At 65.9% G+C, this 21,322-nt stretch carries 18 protein-coding genes; 10 read left to right on the top strand and 8 right to left on the bottom strand.

The genetic code is table 11. From position 1 onward, the window contains the following. Positions 1–110 precede the first annotated feature (110 nt). Entirely contained in the window at positions 111–2,024 is a 1,914-nt protein-coding gene (locus IPM60_04625) for a Na+:solute symporter (protein ID MBK8907195.1), read from the top strand. A gap of 351 nt (positions 2,025–2,375) precedes the next feature. Here IPM60_04625 and IPM60_04620 read toward each other — a convergent pair whose 3' ends face one another. The 4 genes from IPM60_04620 to IPM60_04605 all read right to left on the bottom strand — a co-directional run bounded on the left by IPM60_04620 (position 2,376) and on the right by IPM60_04605 (position 6,177). Next, positions 2,376–2,519, bottom strand: a complete 144-nt coding sequence (locus IPM60_04620) for a hypothetical protein (protein MBK8907194.1) — start codon at positions 2,517–2,519, stop codon at positions 2,376–2,378. 126 nt (positions 2,520–2,645) lie between these two features. Beyond that, positions 2,646–3,467: an ABC transporter permease gene (locus IPM60_04615; GenBank protein MBK8907193.1), complete on the bottom strand. Its 822-nt coding sequence runs from the start codon at positions 3,465–3,467 to the stop codon at positions 2,646–2,648. A gap of 5 nt (positions 3,468–3,472) precedes the next feature. Continuing rightward, on the bottom strand, positions 3,473–4,243 hold the full coding sequence (locus tag IPM60_04610; protein MBK8907192.1) for an ABC transporter ATP-binding protein: 771 nt from the start codon (positions 4,241–4,243) through the stop codon (positions 3,473–3,475). A 107-nt stretch (positions 4,244–4,350) separates the two neighbouring features. After that, positions 4,351–6,177 (bottom strand): D-alanyl-D-alanine carboxypeptidase, encoded by a 1,827-nt coding sequence (locus IPM60_04605; GenBank protein MBK8907191.1) that lies wholly within the window; start codon positions 6,175–6,177, stop codon positions 4,351–4,353. A 368-nt stretch (positions 6,178–6,545) separates the two neighbouring features. On the opposite strand from IPM60_04605, the gene IPM60_04600 reads away from it, so the two are divergent. From IPM60_04600 to IPM60_04575, 6 genes are all read left to right on the top strand, one after another. After that, complete coding sequence (locus IPM60_04600; protein ID MBK8907190.1) at positions 6,546–8,180, top strand: alpha-D-glucose phosphate-specific phosphoglucomutase; 1,635 nt, start codon at positions 6,546–6,548, stop codon at positions 8,178–8,180. Between the two features lie 324 nt (positions 8,181–8,504). Next, complete coding sequence (gene clpS / locus IPM60_04595; GenBank protein MBK8907189.1) at positions 8,505–8,843, top strand: ATP-dependent Clp protease adapter ClpS; 339 nt, start codon at positions 8,505–8,507, stop codon at positions 8,841–8,843. 8 nt (positions 8,844–8,851) lie between these two features. After that, positions 8,852–11,167 (top strand): ATP-dependent Clp protease ATP-binding subunit ClpA, encoded by a 2,316-nt coding sequence (gene clpA / locus IPM60_04590; protein MBK8907188.1) that lies wholly within the window; start codon positions 8,852–8,854, stop codon positions 11,165–11,167. Positions 11,168–11,209: 42 nt separating this feature from the next. Next, positions 11,210–12,313 (top strand): CoA transferase, encoded by a 1,104-nt coding sequence (locus IPM60_04585; protein MBK8907187.1) that lies wholly within the window; start codon positions 11,210–11,212, stop codon positions 12,311–12,313. A 168-nt stretch (positions 12,314–12,481) separates the two neighbouring features. Further along, entirely contained in the window at positions 12,482–14,083 is a 1,602-nt protein-coding gene (locus IPM60_04580) for a hypothetical protein (protein MBK8907186.1), read from the top strand. After that, positions 14,076–14,591, top strand: a complete 516-nt coding sequence (locus tag IPM60_04575) for an isoprenylcysteine carboxylmethyltransferase family protein (GenBank protein MBK8907185.1) — start codon at positions 14,076–14,078, stop codon at positions 14,589–14,591. Before IPM60_04580 ends, IPM60_04575 begins: the two co-directional genes overlap by 8 nt. A 7-nt stretch (positions 14,592–14,598) precedes the next feature. Here the strand turns inward: IPM60_04575 and IPM60_04570 are convergent, their stop codons facing one another. Further along, entirely contained in the window at positions 14,599–15,576 is a 978-nt protein-coding gene (locus IPM60_04570; GenBank protein MBK8907184.1) for a hypothetical protein, read from the bottom strand. Between the two features lie 341 nt (positions 15,577–15,917). Here IPM60_04570 and IPM60_04565 point away from each other — a divergent pair, with 341 nt between their 5' ends. Further along, complete coding sequence (locus tag IPM60_04565) at positions 15,918–16,421, top strand: hypothetical protein (protein ID MBK8907183.1); 504 nt, start codon at positions 15,918–15,920, stop codon at positions 16,419–16,421. On the opposite strand, the gene trmFO is transcribed toward IPM60_04565, so the two are convergent. After that, positions 16,414–17,808: a methylenetetrahydrofolate--tRNA-(uracil(54)-C(5))-methyltransferase (FADH(2)-oxidizing) TrmFO gene (gene trmFO / locus IPM60_04560; protein ID MBK8907182.1), complete on the bottom strand. Its 1,395-nt coding sequence runs from the start codon at positions 17,806–17,808 to the stop codon at positions 16,414–16,416. The two genes, IPM60_04565 and trmFO, sit on opposite strands and share 8 nt — an antisense overlap. A gap of 57 nt (positions 17,809–17,865) precedes the next feature. On the opposite strand from trmFO, the gene IPM60_04555 reads away from it, so the two are divergent. Then, positions 17,866–18,309, top strand: coding sequence for a rhodanese-like domain-containing protein (locus tag IPM60_04555; GenBank protein MBK8907181.1), 444 nt, complete (start codon positions 17,866–17,868; stop codon positions 18,307–18,309). Here IPM60_04555 and IPM60_04550 read toward each other — a convergent pair. Further along, positions 18,270–19,019 carry a ParA family protein gene (locus IPM60_04550; protein ID MBK8907180.1) on the bottom strand — a complete coding sequence of 250 codons (750 nt, stop codon included), beginning with the start codon at positions 19,017–19,019 and terminating at the stop codon, positions 18,270–18,272. The genes IPM60_04555 and IPM60_04550 overlap by 40 nt on opposite strands. 125 nt (positions 19,020–19,144) lie before the next feature. Between IPM60_04550 and lpxA the strand changes: the two genes are divergently transcribed. Then, positions 19,145–19,993: an acyl-ACP--UDP-N-acetylglucosamine O-acyltransferase gene (lpxA, locus tag IPM60_04545; GenBank protein MBK8907179.1), complete on the top strand. Its 849-nt coding sequence runs from the start codon at positions 19,145–19,147 to the stop codon at positions 19,991–19,993. A 19-nt stretch (positions 19,994–20,012) separates the two neighbouring features. Here the strand turns inward: lpxA and IPM60_04540 are convergent, their stop codons facing one another. After that, entirely contained in the window at positions 20,013–21,317 is a 1,305-nt protein-coding gene (locus tag IPM60_04540; GenBank protein ID MBK8907178.1) for an alpha/beta hydrolase family protein, read from the bottom strand. Positions 21,318–21,322 lie beyond the last annotated feature (5 nt).

The following is a 21,322-nucleotide window of genomic DNA, read 5'->3' as shown; positions in this document are numbered from 1 at the left end:
GCCCTCGGGTACCCCGCACAGCGAAGTCCTGGTATTGGCGCAGCGGGGGACGAGGAGGAGCGTCGTGGGGTCCTGAACATCCATAACCAGAACCGCGCAGATCATTCCCGGTGCTGTCGCTCGTCGACGTCCTGATCATCGGCGCCTTCGTCGTCTACAGCGTCGGCGCGGGTCTGCGGTCGCGGACCCAGGCGAGCAAGAACCTGGAGGAGTATTTCCTTGCCGGGCGCACGTTGCCGGGGTGGAAGGCCGGGATCAGCATGGCGGCCAGCCAGTTCGCCGCCGACACACCGTTATTGGTCACCGGCCTGATCGCCGTCGCCGGCATCTTTTCGCTGTGGCGGCTGTGGGTCTACGCCGTCGCCTTTCTGGTGCTGGGGTTCCTGCTCGCCGCGTGCTGGCGGCGGGCCGCGGTGCTGACCGACGCCGAGTTGACCGAGATCCGCTACGGCGGGCGCTCGGCGGCGGTCCTCCGCGCCGTCAAGGCGCTCTACTTCGGCACGATCTTCAACTGCACGGTGCTGGCCTGGGTGCTGTTCGCCGCGCGGATGGTCGCAGAGCCGTTCCTGTTGTGGCACCAGTGGCTACCGGCGGCGTTTTTCCAGCCGGTCCAGGCCGTGGTCGAAGCGATCGGCGTGCCGATGACCATCGATCCGGCAAGCCCGATGGTGTGGGTGTTGTCGGCCAACAACCTGATCTCGATCCTGGCTATCGTCGCGGTGACGACGCTTTACTCCACCACCGGGGGGCTCAGGAGCGTCGTCAACACCGACATCCTGCAGTTCGCGCTGATGATGCTGGGCACCGCTGCGTTCGCCTGGATCGTGGTGGATCAGGCGGGCGGCCTCGCGGCGTTGCCCGACCGCATCAACGAGTTGTTCGCCGCCGACCGCACCGTCGACGGCATTACGCCCGAGCAGATCCTGGCGTTCGACCCGTGGAACGCCCGCGGCGTCACCCTGCTGCTGCTCGCCGTGTTCGCGCTGCAGTGGCTGGTCCAGCTCAACGCCGACGGCACCGGCTACCTGGCGCAACGGTCGATGGCGTGCCGCTCCGACACCGACGCCCGCCAGGCTGCCGTGGTATTCACCATCGCCCAGATCCTGTTGCGGAGCCTGTTGTGGCTTCCGTTGGGCCTCGGATTGATGATTCTATTTCCGCCGGACTTCGGCGCCGCCGGGCCGCTGTCGCTGCTCACCGCTGAGCGCGAGATGACGTACGTACGGGGCATCGCCGAGACGTTGCCGCCCGGCGTCAAGGGCCTGATGCTGACCGCGATGCTGGCAGCGCTGGCGTCGACGGTAGACACACACCTTAACTGGGGCTCGTCGTACTGGACGAACGACCTTTACAAGCGCTTCTTCTGCCCGGTCGTCCTGAAGCGCGAGCCCAGCCCCCGGAGATTGGTATGGGTCGCGCGCGGCGCCAATCTGCTGATCCTCGCCATCGCGCTCGTCGTCATGACCCAGTTGTCGTCGATCCGCATGGCATGGCAGACGTCGTTGCTGCTCGGTGCCGGCATGGGCATACCGTTGGTGTTGCGCTGGCTGTGGTGGCGGATGACCGCGATGGCGGAGATCGCCGCCATCGTCGCCTCGCTGGTGCTGGCGCCGGTGCTGTTGCTGGCGCTGCCGGCGACCGACGATGACGCGCTGCGCTTGTTGGTCATGGCATTGGTGTCGACGGCGGCGGCGGTGGCCACGGCGTGGCTGTGGGGACCGGAGGAGCGGGCGGTGCTGGAGGCGTTCTATCGCCGCGTCCGTCCGCCCGGCCTGTGGTCGCCGGTTGCCTGCGGACTCGGGCTACCGGATAACGGCCGCCGTCGCTTCCGGGTCGGCTGCCTGATGGTGGCCGCTTCGGCAACTTCCATCTTTTGTTTGTTGATTGCAGCCGGATCGTGGCTGGTCGGCGCACCCGCGCCGCCATGGGCGGAGTCTCGCACCCTCTACCTGGCAACCCTCGCCGCCGTCGGTTTTGCCTTGATCCCGCTGTGGGCGCACGCGACGATGCGGCGAGATCCGTGATCGGAGGGGACGGCCATGGACAGGGGCCGGCACGGAGCGGACGTCAAGAACGTCGCCATCGCGCGTCACGGCGGCGGCGCCCACGCCTCCTTCACCTGGCTCGTGCTGCAGGCGACACTGAAACGCAAGAAGGCCTGAAGCGCCGAGATGTCGGACACACCCCCAGCGTCTCCGAGAAGTGAAATCGCAGCCGCGCGCGCCTGAGTGCGCTCCGCGACGAGTTTAGGGCCGTCGCCGGCCACTGGCTGGACCACTGGCGCGAAGATGGCGATATGTACGCCACCCATCCCGATGACGCCCGCTACTTAGCGGCGCCCTGACCGTTAGCAGTCCGGCGTTGGCTCGAGCGCGTCAGCCCTTTGACGCCGACTTCTCAGTCTCGACGTTCTGCTTAAGCGCCTCGGCCCGCTGCCTCTTGACTTCCTCACGCTCACGGCGCTCGATCTCTGCTGCATCGACCTTCGGCTTGTCCTTCTTCTTGAACAGATCGAACATCGTTTTTCCTCCACTGCCATTGTTACTAAAGCGCCGACCTCGAGTCTCGCAAAGTCGCCGCCCGGCTTCAAGCTAAATATTCAGCTTCCTCTTCATGAATGTCATCCTGATCTTATGAAGTTGCGCTCATTCCCCTTGCTGCAACAGCAGTCCGCGGCGGCGCGCGATCCGGAACATGTAGAGGAAAAAGACGATGGCTGCGCAGAGGTGCACGACGTTGAGCATCAATGCGCCGAGCAGCAGGTCGATGCGGAACGCGGAGTGGAACAGCACCGAACGCATGCCTTCGAACACGTACGCCGACGGCAGGGTCCATGCGACGGGCTGCAGCCATGCAGGCAGCGTCTCGATGGGGTAATAGATGCCGCTGATCGGCGCCACGGCGAAGATGGCGACCCACGCCAGGTTTTCCGCTCCGAGCCCGAGGCGCAAGACCAACGCCGAGACGATGAGGCCGATGCTCCAGCCGAACACGAGCAGGCTGGCGAAGAAGGCGACGAGCGGCAGGCCGAGTGAGAACACCCACACATCGAACAGCGGCAATGCGAGCAACGCCGCCGGAGTCACCCCGATCAGAGTCCGCGCCAAGCTGAGCAGGGTCATCGCCGCGATCATTTCGATCGGCCGCAACGGACTTGCGAACAGCTGCCCGAAGTTGCGCGACCACATCTCCTCCAGGAACGTCAAGGAGACGCCGAGGTTGGAGCGGAACAGGATATCCCACAAAAGCACCGCGCTGATCAGCACCCCGGCCGCCTCGGCCACCCACGACGAGTGCCCCATGAAGAACGTGGTGACGAACCCCCAGAGGATCATCTGCACGGTCGGCCAATAGGCCATGTCGAGGATGCGCGGCCACGAGCGCCGCAAGACGTACATGTGGCGTAGGAAAACCGCGAAGACTCGGCGCCACGAAAATCCGATGTCGCTGAACGGGCGCGTTGGCATTGCGTTCATTCCGCCGCCGTCGCGCCCTCGCCATCGCTGTCATGCCGGCGGCCGCGGGCGATATCCAGGAACACGTCTTCCATGGTGCGGCGGCCGTACCGCCCGATCAGCGCTTGCGGCGCACCCTGGTCGACGATCCTGCCGGTTCTCAGGATCAGGACGTCGTCGCACAGCCGCTCGACTTCCGCCATGTTGTGGGACGCCAGAAGCATGGTCATTCGTGTCCGCGAGCGGTGTTCTTCCAGGTACGCGCGCACCCAGTCCCCGGTGTCCGGGTCGAGCGACGCGGTCGGCTCGTCGAGCAGCAGAAGCTCCGGATCGTTCAGCAACGCTTTGGCGAGCGCGACGCGGGTGCGCTGACCCGAGGAGAGGGTGCCGGTCGGCTTCTTCAGCAGATCCGAGATCTCCAGGTCGGTGGCCAGGTTCCGAATCCGAACCGGCAGGTCCCGAACTCCATAAAGGCGGCCATACACGATCAGGTTTTCCTCGACCGTCAGCCGGCGCGGCAAGTCGACGTAGGGGGACGAGAAGTTCATCCGGGCAAGGACGCGGTGACGATGATGCACCATGTCCTCGCCGAGCACGCGAACGGAGCCGCTCGTGGGCAGCAGAAGGCCCAACAAAATAGCGAGGGTCGTCGTCTTGCCGGCGCCGTTACCACCGAGTAGCCCCGTCGTCGATCCGCGACCGACTACGAAGCTGATGTCGGAGATCGCCCGCGTGTCCTTGAACTGTTTGGACACGGACCGCACCTCGACGACCGGGGAATCGATCATGTGCAAGCGGATGGACCCGTTGCGGAACTGCTACCGGCCAGCCGGCCATGTGCGTCAGATGGGATCCGCGCCGGTCTCTTTCAACGCTACTCCGTTCGCGCTGCGGTTCAGGCGGGACCGGAGCTCCTCATGCGCAGAACCATGCACGGCATTTTCCGCGTCTTGAGGGCGCGGCAGGCATGGTAGGCCTCTGGCTTGGTGATGCCGACAACCTGGGCGCGATAGAGCTTGCTGCCGCGTTTGGCGGTCAGCGGAACGACCGTCACGTTACCGGACTCGAGGGGGCCGGGAGTGTTGGCAACCGCGTCTTCCGCAAGCTTGCGGGCCGAGCCCTCAGTCGCGACGACGCCGACCTGAACCCCCCAGTCCGCGGCATACTGGGATATTGGCGCCGCGTTGCCGGTAGATCCTTGGTCGACCGTGGGCGTCTCGCCCGCTGCCGGCGCCCACGCTAGCGCCGCATTGCCGGTGACGCGAAGCACCATGCAGTCCTTCTTGCTCTCACGCAGTTGGCGGCAGGCGAGGGATGCGCTCTCCTTGCTCACGCCGTGCACCCGCGACAAGAACATGGTGTGATTGCGCGACGTCTGCGTCACGACGACCGGCATTCCGCTGGCCAAGTGCCGCGAGGCGGTCGCAGATGCATCGCGCGCGGCATCACGGGCCGGATCGAGCCCCATGAAGGCGCCCACCTGAACCCCCCAGTCGCCGGGATCGCCTTCTTCGAGCGGCCTGATCGCAGCGGTCTCGGTCGCTGCCTCCCGTGCGAACGTCGGCTTGGCCGTGGGCGTGCCGATCCGAGCGCCGAGGGCACTGGCGGTGCGCAGCATCGGCGCTTCGTCGACCCGCAGCACGAGGCACTTGACCCGCTGTGTCTTCAAGACGCGGCAGGCCTGGTAGGCGTCCTGCTTGCTGAAATTGAGGATGCGAGCGAGATGGTAGGAGCGTTTGCCGCGAGCCTCGGAACGATCAATGCGGATAATGGTGTCGTCCGCCACCGACTGGAGATGCCGGGCGGCATTACGGGCCGCACGCAGCGCCGCGCCCTTGTCGGAAAAGGCGCCGACCTGTACGCCCCAGACGTCGTCGCTGCGATGCCCGACCAGGGTCGTCGGCTTGGAGCCGCCGAAGCTCTGGTCCAGCAGTGCCGCCATGTGGGTGTTGCGCGTAGCCGATGTCTTGCCGCCAAAGACAACGCCGATCAGCCGCCGCCCGTCCCGCTTGACCGAAGCCACCAGATTGTAACCGGATGCGCGGATGTAGCCGGTCTTGATGCCGTCCGCGCCGCTGTAGGTGCCGAGAAGCCGGTTGTGGCTGCGGTAACTGTGCCCGCCGTAGCTGAAGGTTTGCGCGGAGAACACATGATAATGATGTGGGAAGTCGCGGATCAGGGCGCGCGCCAAAGTCGCCATGTCGCGGGCGGTGCTCAACTGTTCGGCGTCAGGCAGGCCGGAGGCGTTGCGGAACGTGGTGCGCGTCATGCCAAGCTGCCGCGCGCGGATCGTCATGGCTCGCGCGAAATTCTGCTCCGTACCGCCCAGATACTCGCCAACGACCGCCGCCACGTCGTTTGCCGACTTGACCGCTAGTGCCTGGATGGCGTCTTCGACCTTGATGGATTGCCCCGGCTTCAGTCCCAGCTTTGATGGCGGCTGCGACGCGGCGTGCTTGGAGACCGGCATCGACGTCGCAGGCGAGACGCGGCCTGTGTCCATCGCCTCGAACAGCATGAACAGCGTCATCATTTTGGTGAGAGACGCCGGATACTTGCGGTCGTCCGGATTCGATGCGTGCAGGATCCGGCCCGTCGCCGCATCCATGACCAGGGAGGCATACTTCGCGAGCGCGGGCGCGGGGGCGAGAAAGACAAGGCCGCACACGAAAGCGGCGCAAATTGAGTACAGCCTGGACCGTCGCTTCGTGTCCGCGGTCATTCTACCTCCCCGCAACTGCAACACGGCCGTCAATGCGGCCGATACCCCTGCCGTCAAATCCATCTTTGCCACAACACCGCACTTGGATACAACATGATTCTCGTCTGATTCCAGAGCGTAATTCAAAGGCGTTCTCATGGCGTGTCGAGTTGAGCGCAGTTCCTGTCGAGGGGCCGCTTTGTCATGGTTTGCGCTACGTCCATAAGAATCGGTTAACGCCATGAACTTTCGCTGCTGTCACGGTCCCGACCATGCACTCGGGCGCAGAGAGCGCTGCCGATCGGCGGCAGTTGGCGACCTCTCCCAAGGTTGCTAATGTCCGCGCGCCTTATCCAAGGGGCGTAACTCGGAGCGGGATGAACAAGTCGATGACAATCAGGACCATCAAGACCACACCTTTCGAAGGGCAGAAACCCGGCACGTCCGGCCTGCGCAAGAAGGTCAAGGCGTTTCAGGAGCCGCACTACCTGCAGAACTTCGTGCAATCGATCTTCGATTCGCTCGACGGCTACCGCGGCGAGTGCCTTGTGGTGGGCGGCGACGGCCGCTACTTCAACCGGGAAGCTATCCAAATCATCGTCAAGATGGCAGCCGCCAACGGTTTCGGGCGGGTGCTGGTCGGGCAAGGGGGCATCCTGTCGACGCCGGCGACCTCCTGCGTCATCCGCAAGCGCGGCGCCTTCGGCGGCATCGTCCTCTCCGCCAGTCACAATCCCGGCGGCCCGAGCGAGGACTTTGGCATCAAGTACAACATAGGCAACGGCGGTCCGGCGCCCGAAAAGGTGACAGAGGCCATCTATGCGCGCACCCGGGTCATCAGCGAGTATCGCGTGGCCGACGTGCCTGACGTGGACATCGATCGGTTGGGCGAGAGCCGGATTGGCGACATGATCGTCGAGGTCTTCGATCCGGTCGCGGATTACGCCGATCTCATGGAAAGCCTGTTCGATTTCGCGGCGATCCGCGAGATGTTCGTCGCCCGCGGCTTTCGCATGTGCTTCGACGCCATGCATGCGGTGACCGGACCCTACGCCTGCGCCATCCTTGAAGACCGCCTCGGCGCCCCTGCAGGCACAGTGATCAACGGCATTCCTCTGGAAGATTTCGGCGGCGGCCATCCCGATCCGAACCAGGCTCACGCTCATGATCTGGTCGCGGCAGTCGATGCGCCGAATGGGCCGCAGTTCGGCGCCGCGTCGGACGGCGACGGCGACCGCAACATGGTCATCGGCAAGCGCTTCTTCGTGACGCCCAGCGACAGCCTTGCCGTCCTCGCCGCCAACGCCGCGGCGGCGCCCGGGTACCGCCGCGGACTGTCCGGCATTGCTCGGTCTATGCCGACCAGCCAAGCGCCGGACCGCGTCGCCGCGGCTCTCGGCATCCCGTGTTTCGAAACGCCGACGGGGTGGAAGTTCTTCGGCAACCTGCTCGACGCCGGCAAGGTCACGCTCTGCGGCGAGGAAAGCTTTGGGACCGGCTCCGATCATGTGCGCGAAAAGGACGGGCTGTGGGCGGTGCTGTTCTGGCTCAACGTCGTCGCCCACCGCGGCGAGTCGGTCGCCGACATCGTCCGCGACCACTGGCGCACCTACGGCCGCAACTACTACTCGCGTCACGACTACGAGGGGGTCGACGTGGACGCGGCGAATGGTCTGATGGACCGGCTGCGGGAGCAGACGTCAACCCTGGCGGGGAAACGGCTGGGGGCGTACGAGGTCGCCTTCGCCGATGACTTCTCCTACACCGATCCGGTCGACGGCAGCGTTTCGACGCAACAGGGCATTCGCGTTGGTTTCGTCGATGGCTCACGCATCGTCTATCGCCTGTCGGGAACCGGAACCGAAGGGGCGACCCTTAGGGTGTATGTGGAACGCTACGAGCCCGACCCGGCGCTTCACGACCAGGACCCACAAACTGCCCTTGCGCCGCTGATCACCATCGCCGGCGAGTTCGCCGATATCCCGCTACGCACCGGCCGCGACCGACCGACGGTCATCACCTGATCCGCCCGCGTGGGTGAGCACAAAAGGGCTGGCTTGCGCGGCGGCCAATCCAGTCGAGAAGTTCTGGGGGATGCGGGCTCGCGGCAGGCTTCCCATCTACGTTTGAGTGTGCGCACACGAACCGGTGAGCAAGGGGTTGACCCAGTCTGCCCCGCAGGCTGCGCCGTGGGCGCGATTTTGCCACATTCTGCGATGGGCGCTGGAGACGGGTGGCCTTCGTGGGAAAAAATGCGATATATTCGGACTGGAGGTGGACGCCCGCAGTGGGTGGGGCACACTCCGAACCGAGCAGGTCGTGGCACAGGAAATGAACGGAGAAACACCATGAGCGCCCCGAACCGACCGTCCATAAACGGCGTTCCGGGGACCGGCATTTCCACCAAGAAGCGGCCGAAAACCAAGAAGCCGTCAATGTACAAAGTTCTGATGTTAAACGACGACTACACGCCGATGGAGTTCGTCGTTCATGTCCTCGAACGGTTTTTCGGCAAGGGTCACGAGGACGCGGTGCGCATCATGCTCCACGTCCATCACCGCGGCGTCGGCATTTGCGGGATCTTCACGTATGAAGTTGCCGAGACCAAGGTCAACCAGGTCATGGGGCTGGCGCGTCAGCATCAGCATCCGCTGCAGTGCACCATTGAAAAAGAAGGTAACGAATAGGGACGCCCATGCTGTCGCGCAATCTCGAACAGACTCTGCACCGGGCCTTGGCGCTGGCCACTGAGCGTCGCCACGAGTACGCCACCCTGGAGCATCTGCTTCTGGCGCTGACGGAGGATGAGGACGCGCTGCCGGTGCTCCGTGCCTGCGGCGTGGAGGTCGATCAGTTGCGACACGAAGTAAGCGAATTCGTCGACCGCGAGCTCGAGGCTTTGAAGGCCGCCGCCGCCGCCGAGCCGAAGCCCACTGCCGGCTTCCAGCGGGTGGTTCAGCGCTCCGTCATTCACGTGCAATCGTCCGGGCGGGAAGAGGTGACCGGGGCCAACGTGCTGGTGGCGTTGTTCTCGGAACGGGAATCCCACGCCGTGTACTTCCTCCAACTGCAGGAAATGTCGCGGCTCGACGCAGTCAATTTCATCGCCCATGGCATCGCCAAGATGCCGGGCGAAGGCCGCCGGCGCACCGTTCAGGGCTCCGACGAGGCGGAGGCGACAACCGAGCGACCGGCGCGCAAGGGGCACGAGGCGCTGGAGGCCTATTGCGTCGACCTCAACCGCAAGGCCAGCGAAGGCCGGATTGATCCACTGATCGGCCGCGAGTCCGAGATCGAGCGCACCATCCAGATCCTCTGCCGCCGCAGCAAGAACAACCCCCTCTACGTGGGCGATCCGGGCGTCGGCAAGACCGCCATCGCCGAGGGCCTGGCCCGCCGCATCGTTCTTGGCGAGGTGCCGGAAGTCCTTCAGGACGCCGTGGTCTACGCCCTCGACATGGGCGCGCTGCTGGCCGGCACCCGCTATCGCGGCGATTTCGAGGAGCGGCTGAAGCAGGTGGTCAAGGAGCTGGAGGCGTTCCCCGGCGCCATCCTGTTCATCGACGAGATCCACACCGTGATCGGCGCCGGCGCCACCAGCGGCGGCGCGATGGACGCCTCCAACCTGCTCAAGCCGGCGCTGGCCTCGGGCACGCTGCGCTGCATCGGCTCGACCACCTACAAGGAATACCGCAACTACTTCGAGAAGGACCGGGCGCTGGTCCGCCGCTTCCAGAAGATCGACGTCAACGAGCCGACGCTGGAGGATTCGGTCAAGATCCTCCGCGGCCTCAAGCCCTACTTTGAGTCCCACCACTCGGTCCGTTACACCAATGAGGCCCTGCGCACCGCGGTTGAGCTGTCGGCGCGCTTCATCAACGACCGCAAGCTGCCCGACAAGGCGATCGACGTCATCGACGAAGTGGGCGCGTCGCGTATGCTGGTGCCGCCCCATCGCAGGCGCGCGACAGTGACCGTCAAGGACGTGGAGGACGTGGTCGCCAAGATCGCCCGCATCCCGACCAAGAGCGTCTCCAGCGATGACCGCAAGGTTCTGCAGACCCTCGAGCGGGACCTCAAGACGGTGGTGTTCGGGCAGGACACCGCTATCGCGGCGCTGGCCAGCGCCATCAAGCTCGCCCGCGCCGGGCTGCGCGAGGCCGAGAAGCCGATCGGCAGCTACCTGTTTTCCGGTCCCACCGGGGTCGGCAAGACCGAAGTGGCGCGCCAACTGGCCCACGTCCTTGGCATCGAGCTGGTGCGCTTCGACATGTCAGAATACATGGAGCGCCACACGGTGTCGCGCTTGATCGGCGCGCCGCCGGGATACGTGGGCTTCGACCAGGGCGGCCTGCTGACCGACGCCATCGACAAGCAGCCGCACACCGTGCTGCTGTTGGATGAGATCGAGAAGGCGCATCCGGATCTGTTCAACATCCTGCTGCAGGTGATGGACCACGGGAAGCTCACCGACCATAACGGCAAGACCGTCGATTTCCGCAATGTCATCCTGATCATGACCACCAATGCCGGCGCCGCCGAATTGGCCAAGCCGGCGATCGGCTTCGAGCGCCATGATCGGATCGGGGACGACAGCGAGGCCATCGAGCGCATGTTCTCGCCGGAGTTCCGCAACCGCCTCGACGCCATCATCCCCTTCGCCGGCCTGTCGCCGGAGGTGGTCGGCCGCGTCGTCGACAAGTTCGTGATTCAACTGGAGGTGCAGCTCGCCGACCGCCAGGTGACCATCGAGCTGACCGACGAGGCGCGCAAGTGGCTGGTCGACAAGGGCTATGACCAACGCTACGGGGCGCGGCCGCTGGCTCGCGTGATCCAGGAGCACATCAAGCGGCCGCTTGCCGAGGAACTGCTGTTCGGGCGTCTCGCCAAGGGAGGCATCGTCCAGGTCAGGGTCGAAGACGGCGAGATCCGCTTCGACTATCCCGATCCGGCCGAGGCCGGGCCGCCGACCCGCAAACGTCAACCGGTGCCGCCGGTGCCGGCGCGCTGAGCGGGGAACCGCGAAGCGACGCGGTCGGGCAGGGGAGACACGATGCAACTTCTTGGGGGCATACGGGTGCTGGATCTCAGCCAGTATCTGCCGGGTCCCTTCGCGACTCGTATGCTGGCCGACATGGGCGCCGACGTGGTCAAGGTGGAGCCGCCGGGCGGCGAGCCGGGCCGCACCCTCGACACCGGCAACATGGTCGGCGTGTCGCCGTACTATAACATCATCAACGCCGGCAAACGGGTGATCGAGTTGGACCTCAAGGCCGACGCCGACCGGGCCCGCCTGGAGGCACTGGTGGCAACGGCCGACGTGCTGCTGGAGTCGTTCCGCCCCGGCGTTCTCGACCGCCTCGGCGTCGGCGAACAGCGCCTCAAGTCTTTGAACCCGCGATTGATTCATTGTGCGCTCTCGGGTTGGGGTCAAACCGGGCCGCTGCGGCTCGCTGCCGGGCACGACCTCAACTACGAAGCCTTGACCGGCACCCTGGCATCCACCGGCACCAGCGAAACGCCGGTGATCCCGTTCCCGCCCATGGCAGACCATGCCGGCGCCCTGATGGCCGTGATCGCCGTACTCGGCGCGCTCGCCGCCCGCGTCAACGGCGCCGGCGGGGCCTACCTCGACGTCGGCCTCGCCGATTCGTGCCTATCTCTGCAGGAACTCGCCTTCGCCTTCGAGGCCCGCCGCGGTCGCGGACTGCTGAGCGGAGGCGCCGCCTGTTACCAGATCTACCGCACTGCCGACGACCGATTCGTGACGCTGAGCGCCCTGGAGCCCAAGTTCTGGCGGAACTTCTGCACTGCCGTCGCCCACCCGCAATGGATCGAGCAGCAATACCAGCCGCTGCCGCAGACCACCCTCATTGCCGAACTAAAGGTCCTGTTCGCTTCCCAGCCGCTCGCCCACTGGGAGGCGCTCCTGCCGGAGGCCGACTGCTGCTATCTCGCCGTCATCGAGCACGCCGACATCCCGACCCACCCCCACGTCGCCGCGCGCGGCTTGGTGTCTCCCCAGCCCGACTACACCGAAATCCTGTTCCCGGTTCATGTCGACGGCGAGGCGCCGTCTCCCCGCCAGCGGGTGCAGTTCATCGATCCCCAAGCTGCCCTGACGGCATGGGGCGCGTCACCGGTGGCAGCGTCTTAGTCGCATCGCTCCGTCGGCGATTGCGAACGACGCAGAGCATCCCCGTCGGCTGTTCCGGCAGCCGCCTCGGGATTTCTCGCGGCCGCGTGTTTCCGGCGCTTTCAACCCTGAGCCCGGGCGACTATGGTCGAGCCGGTTGGCGACACGGAAACAGTGCGAGGCGCCCCGATGATCAGATCTTCCCCTCTCACCCAGCTCGGCAAGCGGGCGGCCAAGGAGTTGGTCGCCAAAACCCATGGTTCCGCTTCCCAGGAAGCGGCGGAATACATGGACGATGAGCCGGCAGCGGTGCTCGATGTGATCGACCTGATCGTCGCCGAAAGCCGTAAGAAGAAGCCCAACGAGAACCTGGTGTCGGCTTACGCGTTCATGCTCGCTCACGGTCTCGATGGGGTGCGCATGCAAATCGAGGGCGGTCTCGGCGCCGGCGAACGCATCAAGGCCGCCGCAGTGGACAAACTGCTGCGCCTCGGGCGTGGCGGCGCCGTCGATCCAGCGGTGCTGATGGTGATACTCTCGCAGTTCAGCGGCGCCAAGCTGGACATGGGGGACGATCTACGCGCCATGTTGGCGGATTGTATACAGGACATGCCGCCTCCTGGCGAACACGGCGTGACCCGCGACGGCAGGGAGGTAGAGCGGCACTTCGCGGAGGTCGTCTCGGCCGCGAAAGGGGACCTGTTCATCCTTCAGAAGCAGATGTTCGAGCGCGCCGACGTTTTTCCCCCGGACAGCCGGGCCAGCATGGCCTTGGCAATGCTGCAGTCCGACCAACCGTTGATCCGGGAAGCGTCCATCGGCTGGCTGCTCGACCGCAACTCGCTAGTGCGCACCTCCGTTGCCGAAGCCATCGCCAATCTCAATCCGCCGGCGCGGATCAGCGGGTCAATGCTGCGGCGCATGATCGCGCTCCGCAACTGGCTGCCCGCGGTGGATCGCCCCGCTCTGGATGCAGCGATCCGAACCTGCCGCCAGCGCGAAGTGGCATGCGCATCGTGGCCATCGGGCGAGGTCGTCAAGGCATTGGCCACCGGCATCGACGGAGGCGGCGCTCAGTCGTTGTTCCTCGTCGCTAAGGAAAAGCGCAAGTACGCGATTGTGGGGCTCCTGTTGAAGCACGACGTCGGTATTCGTGACGCCTGGGTCAATCACGGCCTGTCCCGCAGCAACGTCGACGACTTTCTCGAAGATTTGCCGCTGGACGCGGATTTTTTCCATACGTCGATCGATTACCTCCAAGCGAGCACCGCTCATCTGCTCGCCACCGGAGTGGCTACGGGGACGCTGCCGCCGTTCATGTTCTTCGACCTGGCAGAGACGATCGGCGTCAGCGATCTCAACCCGGCGGCGATGGAGGTCGAGCGGCTGGTCGCGGACCTGTGCGAGCAGGTCGACGACGGCATCCTGAAGCCGCGGGCGGTCACTCGCGTCATCAAGACCATCGACCACTGGCATGCCGAATTCGCCTTCATGGAGACCTGGTTCGAGAACGACGACCTGGTTAGAAAACAGGTTGCCGAGGCTGGAGTCGGCGCCGCTGGAGAACCTGCGTTCATCCTCAATACCGTTCTGCCGCAGCGGCGCAGGCGGTGGGCGGAGATGATCGCATGGACCGCCTACACCCTCAAGCAGGACGGCGACGAGCCCTACTGGGAGGAGTTCGCGGTGACGGCGCGGGAGTTGCTGTCCGACCGTGACATCGCCGACTTCGCGATCATGAAGGCGATTGCCGAAACCACGTCGGCCGCTCTCCGCGATGCCGATGGCTGATCGTTCGCCGGCGACCACGGCTCCGAATGAGCGCGCGGCTCGCGGCGGACGTGGCGACCACTCCCAGGCCATCACGCTGCCACCGGTGATCTACGCGGGCTTCTTCGCGGCCGGTATCGTCCTCGACGCCCTGTGGCCGGCCGCCGTGTTTCCCACCGCGGTTCAATATGCAGTCGGTGCGGGGCTGCTGGCGACGGGCACGGCGATTGCGGTGCCGACCCTGCTCGCGTTCCGCAGGCACCGGACGACCTTGCACGTACATCAGTCGACGACGGCGTTGATTACGGATGGTCCGTTCCGCTGGTCGCGCAACCCCGCCTACCTGACGCTGACGCTGCTCTATCTCAGCGCCGCGGTCATGGTGGACTCGCTGTGGGTGGTGGCGCTGTCGGCGCCGGCGGTGCTGGTACTCACCTACGGCGTCATCGTGCGTGAAGAGCGCTACCTGGAGCGCACCTTTGGCGACGCCTACAGGCGCTACCGGGCGCGCGTGCGCCGCTGGCTGTGAGCGACCACTAGTCCGCGGAGGCGGAGCCCGGTTGCGGCGTGGCAGCGCCCGCTGCGGGGAGAGCGCCCGGCACCGGCGTCGACGGATCGAAGGGATGCGGCTCGTCCTCCGGCCACGGCGTGCCGCGAGGCGCTGCTGCCGTCGCCATCTTTGGCGCAGCGGGCGCCGTCGGTTTCGCGACCGGCTTTGCAGCCGGCTGCGTGGCGGTGCTGGCAGCGGATCTCGATGGCGCTGCGGATGGACGTGGAGCAACCCGGGCCTTCCCTGCCGAACGCGGCTCGGGTTCTTCCGTCTCAACGACCGGCTTCTCCGCGACCGGCGTCACCGCTGCGCTTTTATCGGCGGCTGCCTTGTTGGCAGAGGGGGCGGGGGCGCCGACCAGCGCGGCCGGCAGGCTGAATCCGCGCTTCGTCACTACCACCGAGCCCGCAGGCGCCGACTTCGAAGCCGCGGCCGAACTCGCAGAGCCGTCCGACGTTTGGGGTGCTGCCTTCGGCTTTGCCTTGCGAGGTGTCGCTTTCGGCTCGGCCTTGGGTCGGGCTTTCGGTTGAGCATCTTGTTGAGCGGCGACAGTGGCGGCCGGATTGACCGCGGCAGGCCGCTCGGGCGCATTGGCAGCCTGCAGCGGACGATCGCTGCCCTGGAAGTTGCGGACCGACAACAGAAAATGCGCGATCTCGTAATAGCCCTTGTCGATGGCGATGTCGACCGGGGTCAGTCCCCACGTATCCTTGGCGGCAACATCGGCGCCGGCGGCGATCGCCGCCTGGCTGGCTTCGAAATCGTTGGCGTAAACGGCTTCGAACAGCTTCTCGGTCGGATTCGCCTCGGACGCGGCGCGCGGCGGTTGCTGGGCCTCAGGCGCGGCCAAAGTCACGACCACGGCAATCAACGTTGCGGCGGCGCGCCCGAGCAGCCGTCGCAGCGTCCGCGGACGTGCTCCTCCCGGACGGCTCCTTTTTCCCTCAGCATGGATGTCGCTCATACCCACCTCTCCTGTTCCCGGGACATCATGCCCGCAAAAGAGGCCCGCGACAACTACACCGTGTCATGCTTCACAGCCGCGTTGACGTGTGCCGCTTGAGCCGATTCGTTCAGCGGACCCCTTGCTCCGGCGAGCGGGCAGCGCCCGCCCGTTCTGCCGCCGCCACGATTCTGCTGGCTTCTCCTGATGACGCAATGCCTTGCAACGTGCCTTGATAGTCTCCGTTTGCGTCTACCGCGGCGGACGCATAAGGTGTGCCACCTTCGGATAGTGGAGAGTGCAGAGTGACAGCAATGCTAGGCGTAGTTCGTGCATCGAAGCGCTGTGTACGTGCGGCGGCAATGGCGGCGTTCGTATCGGTGTTCCTGTGGGCCGGAGTGGCGTCGGCCAACCTGTGCGCCAAACCGAAGGAGCAGGAGGCGCTCAACACGCGGGTGCTGCAGACCGAGCTGATGGTCGCCGCGCTCAGCTGCAACAACCAGCCGCTGTACAACGCCTTCGTCACGAAGTTTAAGAAACAACTGGTGGACAACGGCCAGTCGTTGCGCAGCTTTTACGAACGTAAACACGGAGCGGGGGGCGCAACGCAGCTCAACGCCATGGTGACGCGCGTCGCCAACGAAGCGTCGCAGGTCAGCAACGACCAGCACATCGGTTTCTGTTACCAGGCCTCCATCCTGTTCTCGCAGGCATTGAAAACCGACCCGGGTGACTTCCAAAGTCTGTTGGACAAGCCGATGCTGCGCGGGCGTCACGGCATCGCACCGTGCGGTGAAACGGCGCAAGCCGAAGCGCAGAAACCTGTCGCCGGCTTCGGCGCAACCGTCAATCGCATATTCAAATAGCGGCTGCGGCTGCTGGAACCTGCTCCGACAACCACTGCGCCAGATCCACACGGGCGCGTCGGACCAAAGCCTGCTTGCGCTCGCGCCCCTTCGGCAGGCGTCGCAGGTCCCCGTCGGGCCCTTCTGCACTTGCCGGCGGCGGCGGAAACAATCCGAAGTTAATGTTCATGGGTTGGTAGGTCTCTGCGGCGGCCGCGCCGGTGATGTGGTTCAGGAGCGCTCCAAGTGCGGTCGTCGTCGGCGGCGGCTCCGCCATTGTGCCCAACCACTCGGCAGCGGCGAACCTGCCGGCGAGCAGCCCGACGGCGGCGCTTTCAACGTAACCCTCGCAGCCGGTGATCTGTCCCGCCAGCCGCAACCCCGGTCGCGTCCGCAGGCAGAGCGTGCGATCGAGGACGCGCGGCCCGTTGATGAAAGTGTTGCGGTGGATTCCGCCGAGGCGGGCGAACTCGGCGTTCTCGAGACCGGGGATGGTCCGCAACAGGCGGGTTTGCTCGGCATGCTTCATCTTGGTCTGAAAACCGACCATGTTGTAGAGAGTGCCGAGCGCGTTGTCCTGGCGCAGTTGCACCACCGCGTAGGGGCGCGCCCCCTCGGCGTGCGGGTTGCGCAAGCCCACTGGCTTCATCGGGCCGAACGCGAGGGTGCGGGGCCCGCGCGCCGCCATCACTTCGATCGGCAGACACCCCTCGAAGTAGGGCGTCTCGCGCTCCCAGTCGCGGAACGGCACCGTGTCGGCAGCGACCAGCGCGGCGACGAAGGCGTCATACTGCTCGCGGCTCATCGGGCAATTGACGTAGTCGGCACCGTCGCCTTTGTCATAACGGGATTGCAGCCATGCCTTGGAGAAATCGATCGATTCCCTGTGGACGATGGGGGCGATGGCGTCGAAGAAGGCCAACGCGTCCTCTCCGGTCAGACGGCGGAGCGCCTCGGCGAGCGCCTGCGTGGTCAATGGCCCGGTGGCGATGATCACCGAGCACCCGTCGTCCGTCGGCAGTTCGGAGACCTCCTCGCGGACGATGGTGATCCCTGGCTCGGCTTCGAGGGCGCTCTGGACCTCGGCGCTGAAGCCATCGCGGTCGACGGCAAGGGCGCTGCCGGCGGGAACCCGGTGGGCATCGGCCGCCGCCAGGATGAGCGATCCCAGGCGCCTCATCTCCTCGTGCAGAAGCCCGATGGCGCTGGTCTCCGCATCGTCCGAGCGGAACGAGTTCGAGCACACCAGCTCGGCGAGGCCGGCGGTGCGATGAGCGTCGGTGTTTCGAACCGGGCGCATTTCATGGAGGATGACAGGCACGCGTGCGCGCGCCAGTTGCCACGCCGCCTCGCTGCCGGCAAGGCCGCCGCCGATGACGTGGAAAGCTTCAAGGCTGGCGTCTTGCATGGATCGACGGCCTAACCGGATCGGTGTCGCTTTTCAACAGCCCTGCGGAGGGACAAGATGGACTTCGATGCCAGAACCCTGTGGAGCCTTGTGTTCGTCATCGCGGCGGCGATGGGGCTCAAGTACCTGCCGCGCTGGCAAGCGCGCTCGCCATTCGTCGGACCGGAGGTTCTGAAGGCCCTGCTCGACGAAGGCCGCGACATCGTCGTCCTCGACGTGCGCACGACCGGCGAGGTCGCTGTCAAGGGCCTCGTTCCGGGCGCGACCCACGTCGCCATGGGCGACCTGCAAGCGCGTCTGAGGGCGCGGGACCGGGAGCTGGACACCCTCAAGGACCAGGCGATCTGGGTCTACTGCCATCGGGAGGGCCGCGCCGCGCGTGCCGCCAGGATGCTGCGGGATGCCGGGTTCACCAACGTCTCGGTGCTCCAGGGCGGCTTCATCGGATGGAAACGGAAGGGCTACCCGACCGAGCGTTCAACCGCGGCGTCCTCGCCATAAGGGCCGATAGCGGCGTCGACGGCGGTGTCTGCATCGGGGGGACCGTCCACGAGATGGCGGTACAGTCGGTCGATTTCCTTGTGAGCCACCGAGCCGGGCGCGAAATCGCCCACCCATTGACCGTGGTCGAAGGAATAGGAGAAGGCTGTGCGCATGCCGATCGGCGGCGCGATCGGCTCGCCGAATTGCTCGTAGGCCGAAAGCTTGTTGGCGATCGTGGTGCGACGGTCGAGCCGGTTCGGCACGATGACGCAGCCCGGCTTGTCGCTGCGGCGCATCTCCCGGGATTTCTTGATCAGGTTGATGAAAGTGGCCGTTGAATGAAAGTCGATGCCGCTTGGGTTGACCGGGATGATGATCAAGTCGGCGATAGTGGTGACCGCGGCCATGGAAAACTGCAGACCGGGCGGCAGGTCGATGACCACGAAGGAATGGGATTCCGCGAGGCCCTTGATCTGGGAAATCCACAGGATGCCCGGATACCGCTCCTCCGGCTTAGCCTCTTGCAGGACCCGCGGCGCGACCTTGACCGGCAGCTTGCCCTTGATGCCCCAGCGTCGCGCCGAGCCCTGGCGATCCGCATCGACGATGACGGTCGGCGCGCCGGTGGCGGCGTGAATCATGCACGCCAAGTTGACGGCGAGGGTGCTCTTCCCGGAACCGCCCTTGAAGTTGCAAACGGCGACAATGCGCGCCGCACCATCCGTCATCCAAACACCCGAGTCATAGAGCCAACCCGCATTTTATGTAACACGACCGGCGGCGCGGCAGAACATGCTATCAGCAACACAGCGAATCATTCTGACCGAATCACTCTGGCGCAACAGGGGCGAACATGACGACGATTCATTCCACCGCCATCATTGGCGAGCGCGTGCGGCTCGGCGCGGGTGTAAGCATCGGCCCTGGCGTCATCGTCGCCGACGACGCCACCATAGGGGAGCGCACCGACGTCGGCGCCCATTCCTATATCGGGCCCTACACCGAGATCGGCCCGGACAATCGCATCGGCATGTCGGTGCATGTCGGCGGCGATCCTCAGATCACCGGCTGGCAACCGGTCGCCAGTCGGTGCCGGATCGGCGCCGGTAACATCATCCGCGAATTCGTCACCATTCATCGCGCCAAGGACGCCGGCGGCGAGACGCGGATCGGCGATCGCTGCACGCTGATGGTGGCCGCCCACGTCGCCCACGACTGCCGCGTCGGCAACGAGGTTGTGCTGGCCAATGGGGTCCTGCTCGCCGGTCACGTGGAGGTCGGCGACAACGCGTTCATCTCCGGCAACTGCGTCGTGCACCAGTTCGTCCGCATCGGGCGGCGGGTGATGGTGCGCGGCCTCACCGCGCTCGGCAAGGACGTCGCTCCGTTCACCCTGGTCGACGAAACCAACACGGTGCGGAGCCTGAATGCCGTCGGCCTGCAGCGAAGCGGCCTGCCGAGGGATTCCCTCCGGCAACTGCAGCACGCCTATCGGGAGATCTTTCGCGGCGACCGCTCCGTTACCGAGGCGCTATCGCACCTGGAACGTGAACCGCAGTGCCCGGAGGTCCAGGAACTGGTGGCCTTCATCCGCGCCAGTACCCGCGGCGTCTGCCTCTATGCGCCGCCGGGAGCGCGGCGGAGGTCGCCACTCCTGGCCGGTCACGACGGTGATGACTGCGATGATGCGGACGTTGCGTAAGAGTCTTCGTGTTCGTTCGTCACGCCTGCATCAGGTGCAGGAGACGGCGGATGGGCTCGGGTTGGGCGGCGAGTCCGAGTGACAGGGAGAAATGTCCCTGCGGCCGCAGGAACAGGTTGGCGCGCGGGATCTCCCAGCGCTCGGCGAGGAGGCGGCCGCCGGGCATCGGCGTCAAGTCGTCTGCTTCGCCGATGAGCAGCAGCACCCGGTTCGGTCCCATCACCGGTGTCGGCCCCGGCTCCAGCAGCGCCGACCAGCGATCCATGAGCGCAGCGCTCCACCCGGCCTGATCCAGGTGATCGGCGAGCCCGGTCCCCGTCGCCAGGCTGCCGCCATAGACGATGTCGGTCAGCACGCCGGTGGTGGCGACCAGCAAGAGTGCCTGGGGCCGCAGGTGCTCCGGCCAGCTATGGGCGGCGGTGGCCAGGATCTGCGCGGTGAGGGCGCCGAGAGAGATGCCGGCGAGGGCAACGGTCGCGCTGCCCTGCTTCTGCGCCCAGTTGATGATCAGCGCGACTTCCGCGATCCACGCGTGGAACAGGGCGAGCAGCCCGGCCGGCCCCAGCGCCAGCACCGGCTCGCCGCTGTAGCGGGACGCCAGCATGCGCCGGCCGTGCCACGGCGCCGTCAGGCGCACGACCCGCATGCCGGCATTGACCAGGCTCTCGAACGGGTCGGTGCGATCCGGCCACAATCCGGGTTCCGCAAAGATCCCGTGCAGCACGATCAGCGTTTGCCGCGGGCGCGTCGCCGAGGGTTCGATGACCCGCGCCCAGGCTGTGTCGCCGAGGATCGGCGACGCGAACCGCATCCAGTACACCTGGGCTGCGCCGCGTCTCAGTGGATGCGTCGGATGCATTGCGATCCGCTCAGGCGGTGCATAGGCGGCTCCCGGATCGGCCAGCCGCCCGGCATGGGCGGCCTCCACGACCTCAGGAGAGGGGATGTCCCACCGCGCCGCCGGAAGCGTCCGCGCCCACGGCAGGAACACCGAGCGCCGGCCGAGCCAGTTGGCGGCGGCGAGCAGGTGCAGGCGGTGGGTCCTGAGGAGCCGCGCCGGCGTCGGTGAAACGGGGGCGAAGAAATCCCGTTCCCATCGCTCCCGAGCGCCGGCGTAGGCACGCTCGGCGAGGCGATGACGCCACAGGATCGACCGCAGCAGCGTTTGCGGAATTTCGATGCCGGATGCCTCCGCGAAGCGGTCCGGGTCGCCATCCGCCGCCCGCGCCGCCGACCAACCTACGGAGATCGGCAGATACACCCGGCTCACGAACGGGGCGCCGATGGCGTCGAACCACGGCCGGTAGATCAGGCGTCGGACCAAGGGGG

It is taken from the genome of Rhodospirillales bacterium, assembly GCA_016710335.1.
GTDB lineage: Bacteria > Pseudomonadota > Alphaproteobacteria > Rhodospirillales > Defluviicoccaceae > JADJXQ01.
Note: the sequence above shows the minus strand (reverse complement) of the source record. Positions and strands in the feature narration are given on the sequence as shown.